Origin of the sequence: Kitasatospora sp. NPDC048296, assembly GCF_043201815.1 — a bacterium.
Classification (GTDB): domain Bacteria; phylum Actinomycetota; class Actinomycetes; order Streptomycetales; family Streptomycetaceae; genus Kitasatospora.
On the sequence record NZ_JBICZB010000019.1, the window covers coordinates 34,830 to 50,503 of the forward strand.

Annotated in this window: 16 protein-coding genes; 8 read left to right on the plus strand and 8 right to left on the minus strand. The window is 73.8% G+C overall.

The window, feature by feature from the left end:
- Nucleotides 1-134: 134 nt before the first annotated feature.
- A complete protein-coding gene (locus ACGF12_RS14285) occupies nt 135-1,013 on the plus strand; it encodes a CHAD domain-containing protein (protein WP_393028596.1) in 879 nt (292 codons plus the stop codon).
- 47 nt (nt 1,014-1,060) lie between these two features.
- Here the strand turns inward: ACGF12_RS14285 and ACGF12_RS14290 are convergent, their stop codons facing one another.
- The gene (locus ACGF12_RS14290; RefSeq protein ID WP_393028598.1) at nt 1,061-1,834 is read right to left on the minus strand and encodes a uracil-DNA glycosylase; all 774 of its coding nucleotides are present in this window, start codon (nt 1,832-1,834) and stop codon (nt 1,061-1,063) included.
- A 228-nt stretch (nt 1,835-2,062) separates the two neighbouring features.
- On the opposite strand from ACGF12_RS14290, the gene ACGF12_RS14295 reads away from it, so the two are divergent.
- Together ACGF12_RS14295 and ACGF12_RS14300 are read left to right on the plus strand one after the other, a co-directional pair.
- Nucleotides 2,063-3,007 carry a slipin family protein gene (locus ACGF12_RS14295; protein ID WP_393028747.1) on the plus strand — a complete coding sequence of 315 codons (945 nt, stop codon included), beginning with the start codon at nt 2,063-2,065 and terminating at the stop codon, nt 3,005-3,007.
- 76 nt (nt 3,008-3,083) lie between these two features.
- The gene (locus tag ACGF12_RS14300) at nt 3,084-3,536 is read left to right on the plus strand and encodes a CBS domain-containing protein (protein ID WP_393028600.1); all 453 of its coding nucleotides are present in this window, start codon (nt 3,084-3,086) and stop codon (nt 3,534-3,536) included.
- Nucleotides 3,537-3,621: 85 nt separating this feature from the next.
- Here ACGF12_RS14300 and ACGF12_RS14305 read toward each other — a convergent pair whose 3' ends face one another.
- Entirely contained in the window at nt 3,622-4,032 is a 411-nt protein-coding gene (locus ACGF12_RS14305) for a PaaI family thioesterase (protein ID WP_393028602.1), read from the minus strand.
- Between the two features lie 85 nt (nt 4,033-4,117).
- Between ACGF12_RS14305 and ACGF12_RS14310 the strand changes: the two genes are divergently transcribed.
- A complete protein-coding gene (locus ACGF12_RS14310; protein WP_393028604.1) occupies nt 4,118-4,522 on the plus strand; it encodes a DUF1453 domain-containing protein in 405 nt (134 codons plus the stop codon).
- A gap of 42 nt (nt 4,523-4,564) precedes the next feature.
- Nucleotides 4,565-5,071 carry a hypothetical protein gene (locus ACGF12_RS14315; RefSeq protein ID WP_393028606.1) on the plus strand — a complete coding sequence of 169 codons (507 nt, stop codon included), beginning with the start codon at nt 4,565-4,567 and terminating at the stop codon, nt 5,069-5,071.
- A gap of 2 nt (nt 5,072-5,073) precedes the next feature.
- Here ACGF12_RS14315 and ACGF12_RS14320 read toward each other — a convergent pair whose 3' ends face one another.
- Nucleotides 5,074-7,959: an FAD-binding and (Fe-S)-binding domain-containing protein gene (locus ACGF12_RS14320; RefSeq protein WP_393028608.1), complete on the minus strand. Its 2,886-nt coding sequence runs from the start codon at nt 7,957-7,959 to the stop codon at nt 5,074-5,076.
- A gap of 242 nt (nt 7,960-8,201) precedes the next feature.
- Between ACGF12_RS14320 and ACGF12_RS14325 the strand changes: the two genes are divergently transcribed.
- Nucleotides 8,202-8,399 (plus strand): hypothetical protein, encoded by a 198-nt coding sequence (locus ACGF12_RS14325; RefSeq protein ID WP_393028610.1) that lies wholly within the window; start codon nt 8,202-8,204, stop codon nt 8,397-8,399.
- A 6-nt stretch (nt 8,400-8,405) separates the two neighbouring features.
- Here the strand turns inward: ACGF12_RS14325 and ACGF12_RS14330 are convergent, their stop codons facing one another.
- The 4 genes from ACGF12_RS14330 to ACGF12_RS14345 form a co-directional block, all read right to left on the minus strand.
- Entirely contained in the window at nt 8,406-9,410 is a 1,005-nt protein-coding gene (locus tag ACGF12_RS14330; protein WP_393028612.1) for a glycosyltransferase family 2 protein, read from the minus strand.
- A 198-nt stretch (nt 9,411-9,608) separates the two neighbouring features.
- Nucleotides 9,609-10,289, minus strand: a complete 681-nt coding sequence (locus ACGF12_RS14335; protein ID WP_393028614.1) for a transglycosylase SLT domain-containing protein — start codon at nt 10,287-10,289, stop codon at nt 9,609-9,611.
- A 634-nt stretch (nt 10,290-10,923) separates the two neighbouring features.
- Complete coding sequence (locus tag ACGF12_RS14340) at nt 10,924-12,363, minus strand: amino acid permease (protein WP_393028616.1); 1,440 nt, start codon at nt 12,361-12,363, stop codon at nt 10,924-10,926.
- A gap of 251 nt (nt 12,364-12,614) precedes the next feature.
- Nucleotides 12,615-12,845, minus strand: a complete 231-nt coding sequence (locus tag ACGF12_RS14345; protein ID WP_393028617.1) for a hypothetical protein — start codon at nt 12,843-12,845, stop codon at nt 12,615-12,617.
- A 117-nt stretch (nt 12,846-12,962) separates the two neighbouring features.
- On the opposite strand from ACGF12_RS14345, the gene ACGF12_RS14350 reads away from it, so the two are divergent.
- Both ACGF12_RS14350 and ACGF12_RS14355 read left to right on the plus strand, forming a co-directional pair.
- A complete protein-coding gene (locus tag ACGF12_RS14350; protein WP_393028619.1) occupies nt 12,963-13,895 on the plus strand; it encodes a Ku protein in 933 nt (310 codons plus the stop codon).
- 59 nt (nt 13,896-13,954) lie between these two features.
- Nucleotides 13,955-14,239 (plus strand): hypothetical protein, encoded by a 285-nt coding sequence (locus ACGF12_RS14355; protein WP_393028621.1) that lies wholly within the window; start codon nt 13,955-13,957, stop codon nt 14,237-14,239.
- Between the two features lie 30 nt (nt 14,240-14,269).
- Here the strand turns inward: ACGF12_RS14355 and ACGF12_RS14360 are convergent, their stop codons facing one another.
- Nucleotides 14,270-15,658, minus strand: coding sequence for an NADP-dependent succinic semialdehyde dehydrogenase (locus tag ACGF12_RS14360; protein ID WP_393028623.1), 1,389 nt, complete (start codon nt 15,656-15,658; stop codon nt 14,270-14,272).
- Nucleotides 15,659-15,674: the final 16 nt, after the last annotated feature.

The window sequence follows — 15,674 nt, forward strand, 5'->3', positions numbered from 1 at the left end:
CGCCCGGCACGAGGGCACATGGTCGTTCGCGCTCGCATGACGTCCCCTCAGCGGCCCAAGCGGGGTCGACAGCCGTCGGCGCGCGACTAGCCTGGAAGGCGTTCCCGGCGACCCCGACGAGGGGGTGGACGCACATGGCGAGGCCCGAAACCACGGTGGGACAGGTGCTGCTCGACCGCATCGAGGCCCAGGCCGTGGTGCTGGCCGGTCTGGACGAGGCCGTCCGGGCGGACGAGCCCGACGCGGTCCACCGGATGCGGGTCGCCTGCCGGCGGCTGCGCAGCGCCCTGCGGACCTTCCGTCGGCTCCTCGCCCCCGGCACCACCGACGGTGTCGTCGCCGACCTGCGCTGGCTGGGCGCCGCCCTGGGCCGCGCCCGGGACCGCGAGGTGCTCGCCGAGCGGCTGGCCACTCAGGCCCGCGAGCTGCCGGCCGAGTGCGGACCGGAGCGGGTCGCGGGCGCGCTGGAGCGGTGGGGCGAGGCCGAGTACCGCCGGGTCCGGCCCGAGGTGGTCGCGGCCCTGGACAGCCCCCGTCGCCGCGCTCTGGCCGAGGCCCTGACCACCCTGCTCGCCGACCCGCCACTGCGGCGGCGTGCGGCCCGTCCGGCCGTCCCCGAGCTGTCCCGGGTCGCGGCCCGCGAGCAGCGTCGCACGGCCGAGCGGGTCCACGCCGCCCTCACCGCCGACCCGGAGGACCGCGACCGGGCGCTGCACGAGGCCCGCAAGTGCGCCAAACGGGCCCGCTACGCCGGCGAGACCGCCGCCACGGCGGTCGGCCCGGCGGCCGAGCTGTACGCGGAGCGGATGAAGGCCGTCCAGGAGGTCCTGGGCGAGCACCAGGACGCGGTGGTCGCCGCCGCGGCCCTCGCCGCCCAGCCGGACGCGGGTGGCGAGCCCTTCGGTTACGGCGCCCTGTACGCCCGCCAGCTCGCGGCGGCGGCGGCCGCGCGCGGCCGGCTGGCGGAGGTGTGGGAGCCGGCGGGGGAGCGGAAGCTGACGCGGTTCGGGTAGGGCCCGTCCCCCGGGTGCGGCCGGTCCGGCCGCGCTGTCGGGACGGGCTACCGGGGGCTGAGCCCCGCCGAGCGGGCGGCGTCGCGGAGCAGCTCGCGGAGCATCGCCGTGGTCAGGCGGCCGGTGTTGGTGTTGCGCGGGCTGACGTGGTAGCAGCCGTAGAGCCGCAGGTCGGGGCCGCCGTCACGGGCGGGGAGGGTGACCCGCGCGGCGTGGCCGAAGGCCGGGCGGGGGCGGGGGACCTGCCAGCCGGCGTCGGCGATCGCCGGGAGCACGGCCTGCCAGGCGAAGCCGCCGAGGGCGACGACGGTGCGTACGGTGGGGCGCAGCAGTTGCAGTTCGCGGGTGATCCAGGGACGGCAGGTGTCGCGTTCGGCGGTGCTGGGCTTGTTGTCGGGCGGGGCGCAGCGGACCGGGTCGGTGATCCGCACGCCGTACAGTTCCAGGCCGTCGCCGTAGCGGATCGACTCGGGGCGGTTGGCGAGCCCGAGGTCGTAGAGGGCGGCGTAGAGGAGGTCGCCGGAGGGGTCGCCGGTGAAGATCCGGCCGGTGCGGTTGGCGCCGTGGGCGGCGGGGGCGAGGCCGACCAGGACGAGCGGGGCGTCGGGCGGGCCGAAGCCGGGGATGGGGCGGGCCCAGTAGTCCCAGTCCTGGTAGGCGCGGCGCTTGGTGCGGGCGGTCTCCTCGCGCCAGTCGACCAGGCGGGGGCAGGCCCGGCAGCCGGTGACGACGCGGTCCAGCGCGGTGAGTCCGGCGGCCCGGGCGGCGGCCTCGGCGGGGTGGCGGGGGTGGCCGGGGTCGTCGGCGGGGGACTGCGGCATGGCCCGATCCTAGGGTCTCCGCTCCGAGGGTCCGTAGGACGTCGCGTTCCGGCGTCAGCGGTCAGGAGTAGCGTGGAACCAGTTGCTCCGGTGGCCCCCGGCCGGGCCGGGTCGGCGGTGGCCGGACGTGCCGGTGTGCGCGGAGGCCGCGAGGAGGCCGCGATGATCGTCGATGCGGTGCTGGGGGCGCTCGGGGGGCTGGCCGGGCTGGGGGCGCTGTGGGCGGCCATGAGCATCCGGGTGGTCCAGCAGTGGCAGAAGGGCGTGGTGTTCCGCTTCGGGCGGGTGCGCGAGGAGGTCCGCCGGCCGGGGCTGGTCGCGCTGATGCCGATCGCGGACCGGCTGCGCCGGGTGAACGTGCAGATCGTGACGATGCCGATCCCGGCGCAGGAGGGCATCACCCGGGACAACGTGACCGTGCGGGTGGACGCGGTGGTCTACTTCCGGGTGCTGGACCCGGTGAAGGCGACGGTCAACGTGCAGGACTACAACTTCGCGATCTCCCAGGTCGCGCAGACCTCGCTGCGGTCGATCATCGGCAAGAGCGAGCTGGACGACCTGCTGGCCAACCGCGAACCGATCAACCAAGGGCTGGAGTTGATGATCGACAGCCCGGCGCTGGGCTGGGGCATCCAGATCGACCGGGTGGAGATCAAGGACGTCGCGCTGCCGGAGTCGATGAAGCGCTCGATCGCGCGCCAGGCGGAGGCCGAGCGTGAGCGGCGGGCCCGGATCATCACGGCGGACGGCGAGTACCAGGCCTCGGCCCGGCTGTCGGAGGCGGCCGCGGTGATGAGCGCGACCCCAGCGGCCCTGCAACTGCGGCTGCTGCAGACCGTGGTGGAGGTGGCGGCGGAGAAGAACTCGACGCTGGTGCTGCCGTTCCCGGTGGAGCTGCTGCGCTTCCTGGACAGCGCGACGGAGTCCCAGCAGCGCGATCTGCTGGCGGCCGCCGCGGTCGCCGCCGCCGCGAAGTCCGCGGAGCAGGCGGTGGAGAGCGGCGAGGTCCCCGAGGTGGAGGTCGGCCGCGAACCGGCCACGCACGAACTCCCGGCGCTGGAGGAGCTGTTGTCCCACTCGCCGCTGGAGAGCACGGACCTGGAGCGCGGACGCGCGGAGGCGGACGGTCGGGCCGGGGCACAGGAGCGCACGGAGTCGGAGGCGGCGTCCTGACGGGTGCCCGGTGGCGTGCGCCATCGGCCCGGACCACGATGGACGAGAGGGAGCAAGCCAGGTCAGGAGGCGGACCATGACCAGAGCCGGCGACATCATGCACCCGGGCGCGGAGTGCATCCGCGAGCACGAGACGCTCGCGGCCGCCGCCCGGATCATGCGGGAACGGCATGTGGGCGCACTGCCCATCTGCGGGGAGAACGACAAGCTGCTGGGGATCGTGACCGACCGCGACATCGTGCTGCGCTGCGTCGCGGAGGGGCGCGACCCGGCGCAGGTGACGGCGGGCGACCTGGCGCTGGGGCGGCCGATGACGGTGGAGGCGGACGAGGACTGCGAGCAGGTGCTGCGCGTGATGGAGCAGTACCAGGTCCGCCGGCTGCCGGTGATCAACCACCCGGAGCACAAACTGGTCGGCATGATCAGCGAGGCGGACATCGCGCGCGGGCTGCCGCAGGCGCGGCTCGCGGAGTTCGTGGCGGCGGTGTGCGCGGAGGAGCCGCCCAGGAAGGAGGCGTTGCAGGCCTGACCCGGCTGATCGAAGACTCGACCGGCCCCGGCGGGGCGTTCGTACGCCCCGCCGGGGCCGGTCGCACCGTGACGCTGGGCGGGCGTCAGCCCAGGGCGTAGACGGAGGTGGCCTGGGCGGCGGGCTCCTCGGCGCCTTCGGCGGTGAGGGTGACGTCGAGGAAGGCGATCCGCCGTCCGAGCTTGGTCACCCGGGCGTGGACCAGGACGTCCTGGCCGGCGACCGCGCGCTGGAAGCTGGTGGACTGCTGGACGGTGGTCATCGGCGCGAAGCCGCCGCGCGCGGCCGAGACCGCGACCACGCACGCGGTGTCGGCGGCGGCCATCAGCGCCTGGCCGGACAACCCGCCGCCCTCCCGGGCGAGTTGGTCGGACCAGGGCAGTCGCAGCACGGCGTGCCGCTCGCCGGTCTCGATGGCGGACAGGCCGAGCGCCTGCACCCAGGGGGCGAAGTTGTCGGCCAGGAGTTTGTCCGCATCGGCGGTGGTGAGGGTCATCGGGCCATTGTGCCAAGAGCCTTGGCGCGGTGTCAGGAGTCGGCCAGGGTCTCCGCTGAACGCCCGGGACCTCTTCGGGCCGCCGGTGGTGCTCACCGGCCTCGGCCTGTGGGCGATGTCGCAGCACCACGGCCTCGGGGTGGGGGGCTACGTCTGGGAGGGTGTGGGCGCCGTGCTCGGCACCGCGTTCGGGGCGATCCGCGGCGCCACCATCCGGGTCTACGAACGCGAGGGGGTGCTGTGGCAGCGCTACACCGGCTGGACCTTCCTGATGGCGGCGGTCTCGCTGGCGGTGATGACGGGCTTCGCGATGCTCGCCGAGCACAACGGCCTGGCCGCGGACGCCCGGCCGGTGCAGCTGTCGATCGGCGTCGGCTTCCTGGGGGAGGCGCTGGTGGTGGGCCGCCGGGCGCTTTCCTCCGGGACTCCGTTCGCGCCCGAGCGCAAGGACTCGGGCTCGTCGCCCGGTTCGGGTCGATCCTGGTGGTAACGTTGGTTGTCGAAAACGTAATCGGTAACTACAGTTGTCATCATGACTGCCGTGGAGATCACCCCAGAGGAGCAGGCGGAGCTGGCCAAGGCCCTCCTCGACGCGCTCAACCCCCTTGCCGCCGCCGTGCGGTCCCGGGCCGCCGGGCTGCCCGAGGAGCGGATGTGGAACGCCGACCCGGCCGAAGTCGCCCTCTCCGTCCTGTCCGCCTGGAAGCTGGTGGATGCGGAGGTCAAGCGGCTCACCGCGATCGCGGCCGCCACCGCCGGCTCCTACGGCGCCAGTTACGAACAGCTCGGCGCAGCCTGGGGCATCACCCGGCAGGGCGCCCGGAAGAAGTGGCCCGAGGTCGTCAGTCGCCCGGCGGCCCGGCCGGGCTCGCTCGAACTGTTCGGTGGTACCGCCGAGTTGCTGCGGGAAGAGGTCGCTGAGGGCTGGCGCTGGACGGCGGTCGGTGCCGACGGGACGAGCGGCGGGGCGGCCACCGGCTATCCGACCCGGGAGGAGGCCGCGGCGCACGCCGGGGCCTTCCTCGCCGGGCACTCGTAGGTCTAAGCCCTCAGTTCCCGGGCGATCAGCTCCGCCAGGTGCAGCGCCCGCCGGCCGTCGGCGAGTTGGGAGATCTGGGTGCGGCAGCTGAAGCCGTCCGCCAGTACCACCGTCTCCGGCCCGGCCGCCCGGACCTCCGGCAGTAGGACCCGCTCGGCGATCGCCTCGGACACCTCGAAGTGCCCGCTCTCGAAACCGAAGTTGCCCGCCAGTCCGCAGCAGCCGGAGTCCAACACCCGGTTGTGCAGTCCCAGTCGGGCCTCGACCCGGCGGTCCGCGGCGCTGCCGAGCACCGCGTGCTGGTGGCAGTGGGTCTGGGTGACGGCGTCCAGCGGGATCCGGGGGAGCGGGGCGTCGGGGGCGTACTCGTCGATGAACTCGGCGAAGGTGCGGGTGCGTTCGGCGAGCGGGCGGCCGTCCGCACCGAGCAGCCGGGGCAGGTCCTCGCGCAGGGTGGCGGTGCAGCTGGGGTCCAGGCCGACCACGGGGGTGTCGGCCGGGAGCCCGGCCTCCGCCAGCGTGCGCAGGCTGCGCCGCAACACCCGGCGGGCGGTGCCGAGTTGGCCGGTGGAGTACCAGGTGAGGCCGCAGCAGACCGGGCCCTCGGGCAGCCGGACGTCGAAGCCCAGGTGCTCCAGCACCTCGACGGCCGAGCGCAGCACGTTCGGCTGCAGGTGGTTCGAGAAGGTGTCCGGCCACAGCAGCACCGGCCGGGCGCCCGTCGGGGCCGGGTGGGTGGCCCGGTGCCGTCGGTACCAGCGGGTGAAGGTCTCCGGCGGGAAGACCGGCAGCACCCGGCGCCGGTCGATCCCGCCGAGCCGCTTGAGCAGGGCGCCGGCCGGGGAGCGGGCAAGCGAGTTCGCCGCCGCGGGCGCGATCGCCACCGCCCGCAGCCACAGCGGCAGCCAGCCCATCGAGTAGTGCGCGAGCGGACGCGGCCGGTGCCGGTAGTGCTGGTACAGGAACTCCGTCTTGTAGGTCGCCATGTCGACGCGCACCGGGCAGTCGCTGGCGCAGCCCTTGCAGCTCAGGCAGAGGTCCAGCGCCTCCCGGACCTCCGCCGAGCGCCAGCCGTCGGGGATCGCGTCGCCGCGCAGCATCTCGGCGAGCAGCCGCGCCCGGCCCCGGGTGGAGTGCCGCTCCTCGCCGGTGGCCATGTAGCTCGGGCACATCACCCCGGTGGTCGGGTCCACGCACTTGGCGACGCCCACGCAGCGGTGCACCGCCTTGGCCAGGCTCCCGTCGTCCTGCTCGTACGGCAGGGCCAGCGGCAGCGGGCGGCGCGGGCCGGTGACGAAGCGCAGGTCGGCGTCGAGCGGGCGCGGGTCCACCAGCGCGCCCGGGTTGAGCAGGTTCCCCGGATCCCAGATCCGCTTGAACTCGCCGAACAGGTCGATGACTTCGGGCGGATACATGCGCGGCAGCAGCTCGGAGCGGGCCTGCCCGTCGCCGTGCTCGCCGGAGAGCGAGCCGCCGTACGACACCACCAGATCGGCCGCCTGCTCCAGGAACTCCCGGAACACCAGCACCCCTTGGGGCTCGTCCAGCGGGAAGTCGATCCGCAGGTGCACGCAGCCGTCGCCGAAGTGCCCGTACGGGACGCCGCGCAGGCTGTGCCGGCGCAGCAGGGCGCGCAGGTCCCGCAGGTAGTCGCCGAGCCGCTCGGGCGGGACGGCGGAGTCCTCCCAGCCGGGCCAGGCCTCGCCGCCGCCCGGCAGCCGGGTGACGATCCCGGCGCCCGCCTCCCGGACCGCCCACAGCTGGCGCTGCTCCACCGGGTCGGTGACCAGCGCGACGGTGGCGGAGGGCTCGCGGCGCACCGCGTCGGCGAGCCGGCGGGCGGCCTGGTAGGCCTCCAGCGCCGTGGCGCCGCCGGTCTCCAGGAACAGCCAGCACTCGCCCGCGGGTAGCCGGTCCAGCGCGGGCGGGCGCGGGCCGGCGGCGAGCAGTGCGGCGATCAGGTCGGCGGCCATGCCCTCGGCGGTCAGCGGGCCCAGCGGCAGCAGCGCCGGGACGGCGTCGGCGGCGGCGCCCTCGTCGGGGTAGCCGGCCACCACCAGGGCACGCGCCGGTGGGTCCTCGACGAGGCGGACGGTGGCGCCGAGCAGCAGTGCGCAGGTGCCCTCGGTGCCGGTCAGCGCCCGGGCCAGGTCGTGGCCCTGCTCGGGCAGCAGCGCGTCCAGCGGGTATCCGGAGGTGCGGCGCGGCAGCTGGGGCATGCCCTGCCGGATGGTGGCCAGGTTGCGGTCGGTGAACTCCTGGAGCTCACGGTGCAGTTGACCGACCCGCCCGGGTGCGGAGCGCAGCGCTGTCCGCTCGGCGGCGGTGAGTCGGCCGCCGACGGTCAGCTCGGTGCCGTCCGCGAGCAGCAGCTCCAGCCGCTCCACGTTGTCCGCGGTGCGCCCCCAGGCGAGCGAGTGGGAGCCGCAGGAGTCGTTGCCGATCATGCCGCCGATCGTGCAGCGGCTGTGGGTGGACGGGTCCGGGCCGAAGCGCAGCCCGTACGGCTTGGCGGCGCGCTGGAGGTCGTCCAGCACGGTGCCGGGCTGAACGCGCGCGGTGCGGGCCTGCGGGTCGATCTCCAGCACCGAGCCGAGGTGGCGGCGGAAGTCCAGCACCACCGCGCCCGGGCCGATCGCCTGCCCGCCGATGCTCGTCCCCGCCCCGCGCGGCACCACCGGTACCCGGTACTCGCGGCACAGCGCCAGCGTCGTGCGCACGTCGTCCAGGTCGGCGGGCTTGACCACGCCGAGCGGCAGCTGCCGGTAGTTGGAGGCGTCGTGGCTGTAGACGGTCCGCTCGGCGGCGCCGAAGCGGACCTCCCCGCGCAGCACGGCGGCCAGCTCACGGGCCAGCGCGGCCCCAGGGGCGGCGGACGGACGGCTCACCAGGGACCTCCCGGGCGGGTGCGGCAGCGGCTCCGCCGATGATCGCAGCCGGGGCGCCGTACGGGTACCGGGCACGACGGGGGTACCGCCGTAGGGGTGGCGTGTGGCACCCTCGGCGCTCATGATCATCGATCCCACGGTCGCGGACCCGGCTGGCCCCGGCGCCTACCTCGCCCGCCTGCCGATCGGCGAGCGCCCGCCCGTCCCGACGGATGGCGCGCCGTCCTGGGACATCTGTTCACGTGAACCGCTGGGGCGGCGGCGGCGCGCACCTGCACCTGTGGCTGATCGCCCGGCCCGAGGGCCTGACGCAGCTGCGCGGCTCCACGCTGCCGCTGTGGATGGACGTGCTGCCGCCGCTGCCCGCCGAGGTGTGGGCCGAACGCGCCCGCCGGGCCGCCGCCGCGATGGCGGCCGAGGGCGGGACGGCGCACGTCTGAGGCCGGCTATTTCCGCCCGGTGATGGTGCCGCGCGCGATGTGCGAGAGCTTGGCGACCTCGAAGGCCGGGTAGGCGCCGCCGGCCAGCAGCGAGAACTTGATCCCCTCGCGCCCGCCCGGCTTGCGGTGGCCCGGGGGCTGGAAGCGACGGTGGTGCTCGGCGGCCCGGTGGAAGAACTGGGGGCGCTCGGCCCGGGAGACGCAGCCGGCCAGGTCGAAGACGAACAGGTAGTGCCGGATCATCCGGACGAACAGCGCGTCACGCACCGCGTACAGGTGCGGCTGGTCCTCCAGCAGGGCGAAGCTGCGCTCGTACTGGTCGAACAGGTCGAAGACGCTGCTGCCGGGGCCGCCGGCCGGGTGGACGGTCTCCCGGCGGCGCAGCTGGACGCACTCGCGCGGCAGTACGGCGGCCTTCTGCGCGCCGATCAGCGCCGCGTGGGCGACCGGGACCTCCTCGTACCTGCCGTCGGGGAAGGCGAGCTTCAGCTCCTCCCAGTGGCCGCGGCGGATCAGCCGGTCCCAGATGAGCGGTGGCGCGCCGAACAGCGCGGGCTGGTCGAAGGGGCCGAACACCTCGGGGCCGGTCTCGGCGAGCAGCGCCTCGGCGCCGCCGGGCCAGTCGCGGTCGTTGTGGCGCCGGGAGTGGCCGAACAGCAGCACGTCCACCGGGCCGGTCTGCTTGAGCCGGTCGGCGAGCGTCTGGAGGGCGTCCCGGGGCAGCAGGTGGTCGGCGTCGAGGAACAGCAGGTACTCGCCGGCGGCCCGCGCCGCGCCCGCGTTCCGGGCCACCCCGACCCCGACCGCCGCGTTCAGGTGCAGTGCCGAGACCCGCGGGTGCTGTGCCGCGTACGCGTCGGCGAGCCCGCCCGGGGTCTCCGGGGAGCGGTCGGCGACCACGATCACCTCGACGTCCGCCAGGGTCTGGGCGAGCAGCGGGTCCAGGCAGTCGGCGAGCTGTCCGTGCTGGTCGTAGGCGGGGAGCACGACGCTGATCAGGGGTGAGGGCATGACGCCGGAGCGTAAGAGGGCGCGCGAACCGTGGCAAAGCCCTGACGGTGCGTAACCCAGGGCAATCGTGGCAAATCGTACGACCGTGCGCCATATCTTCACGCCGCCTTCTGGGCGTGCACACGCCGACCGGCAACGTGGCACGGCCCGCGACGCGGGGTGCGCGTCGCGGGCCGGGGGTGCCGAGCGGGGGTCGGCTCAGTACCAGTGGTGGGCCTGCCAGAACGACCAGGCGGAGCAGGGGCTGCCGTAGCGGGTGTTCATGTAGTTCAGGCCCCACTTGATCTGGGTGACCGGGTTGGTGCGCCAGTCGGCGCCGGCCGAGGCCATCTTGGAGCCGGGCAGCGCCTGGACCAGGCCGTAGGCGCCGGAGGAGGCGTTGACGGCCAGCGGGTTCCAGCTGCTCTCGCGGAACACGATGTTGCTGAAGCACTGCAGCTGGCCGGCCGGCACGATCTGCGCGGCGATCTGCTGCGGGGTGCCGGAGTAGCTGCTGAGGCCCTGGCGCTGCTGGGAGCGGGAGGCGGCGGCGTCGGCCTGGGCCTTGGCGTCCGCCTGGGCCTTCGCCTCGGCCTCGGCCTGGGCCTGCGCGGCGGCCTGGGCCTGCGCCTGGGCGGTGGCGTCCGCCTCGGACTTGGCCTGGGCGGCCTGGGCGGCCTGGGCCTCCTGGGTGGTCTGCTGGGCAGCAGCGGCAGCGGTGTCAGCCTGGGCCTGGTCGGCGGCCGGCTTGCCGTCCGCCACGACGGCGGCCACCGGGGCTACGGCCTCGGTGTTGTGCGCGGTCTGCGGGATGGCGAGGGCGGCGGTGGCGGCGCCGGAAACCACGAGGGTGGCGATGCCGGTGATCAGGGAGTTGCGGCGGGCATGGCTGAGCTGCATGAAGCGGGCGGTCCTTTTCCGTCGGGGGCCGTGCCGGTGGCACTGGGCTCGGGGCTTCGCGTGGGCTCCGGGTGAGCGGGGCCCGCGCGGCCGTCCGGGACGGCCGTGGCGCCCCGACGGTGACGGCGGGGCTGGCGGGCTGCGCACGGCGGACGGGGCCGGCCGGCGCTGCCTGGCGACGGGCCATTCTTGGCAGGGCCGAGGACGGGTGGCAAAGGTGCTCGCTACTACGTCGGGTAGTGGCTGCGAGGAGGGCGCGGCCGGGCATGGCGAGTAGTTTGGGGCGATTTGTCCGAATTGCTCACCTGTGAGTCGCGGGCGGGCGGCAATGGCGGTACACGAGGGTGCGAGGGCCGGTGGCCTGCGTTCTTCGGGCCGGGCGCGGCGACTGCGGGCGCGGCCGGGTTCCGGTCGGGGCGGCGGGGCGGCCGGTGGGCCCGAGGCGTCCACTATCGAGGACCGTAGATGCGAAACCCCCTGTGGGCGGGCTCACATGTTTGCGGCGCCGACTTCGGCGCAGAGTGACCGCTTCGTCACCTGCGCGGGCTGATTCACCGGCCCGGAACGGCAAACCGGGCCCGGGAGCCTCCGCAACGGCTCCCGGGCCCGGCGTTTTTGGCGCGGCCCGGACGGGTCAGGACTGCGCGGCGACCGCCGCCCGTCGGCGTCGGCCGACCACGGCCGAGGCCGCGATCACGACTACCGCGGCGGCCAGCGACAGGTACATCTGCTTGCGACCGTCGGCGTCGGTGAACATGTACGCCATCACGAAACCGATCATGCCGATGGCGACCCAGGTCAGGTACGGGTACAGCCACATCCGGACAGTGTGCCGCTCGGGCATCTCGCGCTCGATGATCTTGCGCATCCGCAGCTGGGTCGCGCAGATCACCAGCCAGACGAACAGCGCGACCGCCCCGGAGGAGTTCAGCAGGAAGGCGAACACGGTCTCCGGGTAGGCGTAGTTGAAGAAGACGGCGATGAAGCCGAACACCACCGAGGAGAGGATGGCCACCCGCGGCACGCCGCGCGAGGTCACGGTCGCGAAGGCCTTCGGGGCGTCGCCGCGCTGGCCGAGCGAGAAGGCCATCCGGGAGGCGGTGTACATCCCGGAGTTGAGGCAGGAGAGCACCGCCGTCAGCACGATCACGTCCATCACCTGGCCGGCGTGCGGGATGCCCACGTGGTCCAGCACGGCCACGTACGGGCTGGCCTTGACGTCGGCGGAGTCCCAGGGCAGGAGGGTCACCACGAGCAGGATCGAGCCCAGGTAGAACACACCGATGCGCCAGATCACGCTGTTGGTGGCCTTGCTGACCGCCTTCTCCGGGTCCTCGGACTCGCCGGCGGCCAGGGTGACGATCTCGCTGCCCATGAAGGCGAAGACCACGGTGAGCATGCCGGTGAACACCGCGCCCACGCCGTGCGGCAGGAAGCCGCCGTGGCCGGTCAGGTTGCTGGTGCCGACCGCGTGGGTGCCCGGCAGCACGCCGAAGGCGGCGAGGGTGCCGATCACCAGGAACGCGGCGATCGCGACCACCTTGATGCCGGCGAACCAGAACTCGAACTCGCCGTAGGAGGCGACCGAGAACAGGTTGGTGGCGGTCAGCACTGCCATCACTATCAGCGCCCAGCCCCACTGCGGCACGCCGGGCACCCAGTTGTTGAGGATCTTGGCGCCGGCGGTCGCCTCGACCGCGAGCACGACGACCCAGAAGAACCAGTACAGCCAGCCGATGGTGAACCCGGCCCAGCGGCCCAGCGCGCGGTCCGCGTACGCCGAGAAGGAGCCGCTCTGCGGGTCGGCCGCCGCCATCTCGCCGAGCATCCGCATCACCAGCACGACCAGCACGCCGGCCAGGGTGTAGGAGAGCAGGATGCCCGGGCCGGTGGACGCGATGCCCGCGCCGGAGCCGACGAACAGGCCGGCGCCGATCACGCCGCCGATGGCGATCATCGACAGGTGGCGGTTCTTGAGCCCGGCCTTCAGGTGGCCGTCGCCGCCGTGTCCGATCGGGCCCGACTGGCCGGGAGCCGAGTCGGCTACCGCCGGCTTGGTGGTCTTCGCACTCATCAAGGGTGCCCTGTGCCTTTCCAGCGCGGCATGACCCTCGGCTCGTCGCGCCGGAGGGTGGGGGACAGACCCGCGCAATGCGGTGAAACGTAACTTCTACGCCCGAGTATCGGAACAATCTTTTGATAACTGTTCGCCTACCGAATATAAAGGGCCAGGTCAGAGTGGGTGCGGAGGTGGCGGGAAAAGCTCAAATCTGACCATTCGTCAGGGTGGCGGAAGGTCGCCATGCCCTGCGGGAGCTCCGGAACTCAGCCCGGGCGGAGCTCCAGGACGGTGATCAGTTCGGCGTCCGCCGGTCGCCCGGTGAGGCGGGCGGCCAGGATCCGGGGGACGTCGGACTCCTGGGAGTGCCCGGGCAGCAGCGTCACCTCGGCCCGCCGCGCCACGGCCTCGCCGCGTACCGCGTACGCCACCCGGTACGTGGTCCGCTCCGGCGGCGGCGCCGGGCCGCCGAGGCTCCTCCGGCTCCGGACGGTCATCGGCATCGACCTCCTCCGGCCCATTGTGGACGCGGTGTGGCCGATCGACGCAAACCCGGGCAGAGTGGGAGTCTCGGGGCAATTCCGACGCCGCTCGGCCTGTTCAGGAGCGACCCCATGCAGACCACCTGGAAGGGGACGATCAGCTTCGGGCTGGTCAGCATCCCCGTCCACCTCTACTCCGCGACCCAGGAGCACGACGTCCCGCTGCACCAGGTGCACGCCAAGGACGGCGGTCGGGTGCGGATGAAGCGGTACTGCGAGCGGGAGGAGAAGGAGGTCCCGTACGCCGAGATCGCCAAGGGCTACGAGTCGCCGGACGGCCGGACCGTCACCCTCACCGACGAGGACCTCGCGGACCTGCCGCTGCCCAGCAAGAAGATCATCGACGTGCTGGCCTTCGTGGACGCGGGCGAGATCGACCCGCTGATGTTCTCCAAGGCGTACTACGTCGGCGTCGCCGACCAGGCGGCCGCCAAGCCGTACGCCCTGCTGCGCGACGCGCTGGTGGACTCCGGGCAGATCGCGGTCACCAAGATCGCGCTGCGGACCCGGGAGTCGCCCGCCGTACTGCGGGTGCACGACGGGACGCTGGTGCTGCAGACCTGCATCTGGCCCGACGAGGTCCGCCCGGCGGCCGGGATCGCGCCCGAGGGGAACGCCACCGTCCGGCCGCAGGAGCTCAAGATGGCACGGTCGCTGATGGACACCCTCTCCGAGGACTTCGACCTTTCCCAGCTGCACGACGACTACCAGCAGGCGCTCCAGCAGGTGATCACCGCCCGGCTGGACGGCGTCGAGCTGCCGCACGAGGAGGAGCCCGGCCCGGCGCCGGACAACGTGATCGACCTGATGGAGGCGCTGCGCAGCAGCCTCAAGCAGGCCAAGGGCGGACGGGCGCCGGCCGCGGAGCCGCAGGAGGAGCCCGCGCCCCGCAAGCGCGCCCCGGCGAAGAAGACCGCCGCGGCCGCCAGGAAGACCTCCTCGGCGAAGAAGACACCCGAGAAGACACCCGCCCGTAAGTCCACGGCTCCGCGCAAGGCCTCCTGACCTCCGGGCCAGGCGTTCCGTCCCGCCCACCGTCCCGTCCAGCATTGGAGGCGATCCCGATGGACCTGCTCACCTACAAGGAAGCCGAAACCGGCCCCGACGCCCCGCCGAACCCGAGCCTCGGGCACCGGGCGTGGCGCTGGCTGCTCAGCCTCAGCCCCACCGTCGTGACCTTCATGGTCGCGCTCTCGATCGGCCTGGCCATGGTCGGCGTCCAGACGAACTGGGCGCCGATGCTCGGCCTGATGGCCTTCTTCTGGTTCCTGACGTTCATCGCCCTGGCCGGCGTCCTCGCGCGCTGGGCGACGCCCGGCCGGGGCAGGCACCGGATGGCGGCCTCCTGACCCGGCCGGTGGAACGGCGTCCGGGAGGGCTCAGCCGATCCACACCGTGGTGACGTTGCAGAACTCCCGGATGCCGTGCCCGGACAGCTCCCGGCCGAAGCCCGAGCGCTTGACGCCGCCGAAGGGCAGCGCCGGGTGGGAGGCCGTCATGCCGTTGAAGAAGACCCCGCCGGCCTGGATGTCGCGGACGAAGCGCTCCTGCTCGGCCTGGTCGGTGGTCCAGACGTTGGAGCTGAGCCCGAACGGGGTGTCGTTGGCGACGGCCACCGCCTCGTCCAGGTCGGCGACCCGGTAGACGGTGGCGACCGGGCCGAAGGTCTCCTCCAGGTGGATCCGCATCGCCGGGGTGATGCCGGTCAGCACGGTCGGCTCGTAGAAGTAGCCGGTGTCCCAGCCCATCGGGCGGCCGCCGCCGCACTCGACCCGGGCGCCGTGGGTGCGGGCGTCCTCGACCAGCTCCTCCAGGTCGTCCCGGCCCTGGCGGCTGGCCAGCGGGCCGACGTCGGTGGCCTCGTCCATCGGATCGCCGACCCGCAGTGAGCGCATCGCCTCGGTGAAGGCCGCGGTGAAGCGGTCGTAGACGTCGGTGTGCACGATGAAGCGCTTGGCGGCGATGCAGGACTGGCCGTTGTTCTGCACCCGGGCCCGGACGGCGGTGCCCACCGCCGCCTCCAGGTCGGCGCTCGGCATGACCACGTACGGGTCGCTGCCGCCCAGCTCCAGCACCGCCTTCTTCACCTCGTCCGCGGCGGCGGCGGCGACCGACCGCCCGGCCGGCTCGCTGCCGGTGAGGGTGACGGCGGCGACCCGGCGGTCCCGGACCACGCCCTCGACCGCGCCCGAGCCGATCAGCAGGGTCTGGAAGCAGCCCTCGGGGAAGCCGGCCCGCCGGAACAGCTCCTCGATCGCGAGCGCCGTCCGCGGCACGTTGGAGGCGTGCTTGAGCAGCCCCACGTTGCCCGCCATCAGGGCCGGCGCGGCGAAGCGGATCACCTGCCAGAACGGGAAGTTCCACGGCATCACGGCGAGGACTGGCCCCAGCGGGCGGTAGCGGACGTACGCGCGGGCGGCCCCGGAGTCGGCCACGTCGGCCTGGGCCGGGTGCTCGTCGGCGAGCAGCTCCTCGGCGTTCTCGGCGTACCAGCGCATCGCCTTGGCGCACTTGGCGGCCTCGGCCCGGGCGGCGGCGAGCGGCTTGCCCATCTCCTCGGTCATGGTGCGGGCGACGGTTTCCTGGTCCTGGTCCAGCAGGTCGGCGGCCCGGCGCAGCAGCTCGGCGCGGGCGGCGAAGGAGGTGTTGCGGTAGCTGTGGAAGGCGGCCTCGGCGCGGGCCAGCCGCCGCTCGATCCCGGCCGCGTCGAGCGGTTCGAAGGTCTGGACGGTCTCGCCGGTCGCGGGGTTGACGCTGGCGATGGGCATGCGGGGCTCCCTGATG

What these genes read in the sequence shown, in the direction of transcription:
- ACGF12_RS14285 (WP_393028596.1), top strand. Translation starts at nt 135, where the DNA reads ATGGCGAGGCCCGAAACCACGGTGGGACAGGTGCTGCTCGACCGCATC.
- ACGF12_RS14290 (WP_393028598.1), bottom strand. Translation starts at nt 1,834, where the DNA reads ATGCCGCAGTCCCCCGCCGACGACCCCGGCCACCCCCGCCACCCCGCC.
- ACGF12_RS14295 (WP_393028747.1), top strand. Translation starts at nt 2,063, where the DNA reads ATGAGCATCCGGGTGGTCCAGCAGTGGCAGAAGGGCGTGGTGTTCCGC.
- ACGF12_RS14300 (WP_393028600.1), top strand. Translation starts at nt 3,084, where the DNA reads ATGACCAGAGCCGGCGACATCATGCACCCGGGCGCGGAGTGCATCCGC.
- ACGF12_RS14305 (WP_393028602.1), bottom strand. Translation starts at nt 4,032, where the DNA reads ATGACCCTCACCACCGCCGATGCGGACAAACTCCTGGCCGACAACTTC.
- ACGF12_RS14315 (WP_393028606.1), top strand. Translation starts at nt 4,565, where the DNA reads ATGACTGCCGTGGAGATCACCCCAGAGGAGCAGGCGGAGCTGGCCAAG.
- ACGF12_RS14330 (WP_393028612.1), bottom strand. Translation starts at nt 9,410, where the DNA reads ATGCCCTCACCCCTGATCAGCGTCGTGCTCCCCGCCTACGACCAGCAC.
- ACGF12_RS14335 (WP_393028614.1), bottom strand. Translation starts at nt 10,289, where the DNA reads ATGCAGCTCAGCCATGCCCGCCGCAACTCCCTGATCACCGGCATCGCC.
- ACGF12_RS14340 (WP_393028616.1), bottom strand. Translation starts at nt 12,363, where the DNA reads ATGAGTGCGAAGACCACCAAGCCGGCGGTAGCCGACTCGGCTCCCGGC.
- ACGF12_RS14345 (WP_393028617.1), bottom strand. Translation starts at nt 12,845, where the DNA reads ATGACCGTCCGGAGCCGGAGGAGCCTCGGCGGCCCGGCGCCGCCGCCG.
- ACGF12_RS14350 (WP_393028619.1), top strand. Translation starts at nt 12,963, where the DNA reads ATGCAGACCACCTGGAAGGGGACGATCAGCTTCGGGCTGGTCAGCATC.
- ACGF12_RS14355 (WP_393028621.1), top strand. Translation starts at nt 13,955, where the DNA reads ATGGACCTGCTCACCTACAAGGAAGCCGAAACCGGCCCCGACGCCCCG.
- ACGF12_RS14360 (WP_393028623.1), bottom strand. Translation starts at nt 15,658, where the DNA reads ATGCCCATCGCCAGCGTCAACCCCGCGACCGGCGAGACCGTCCAGACC.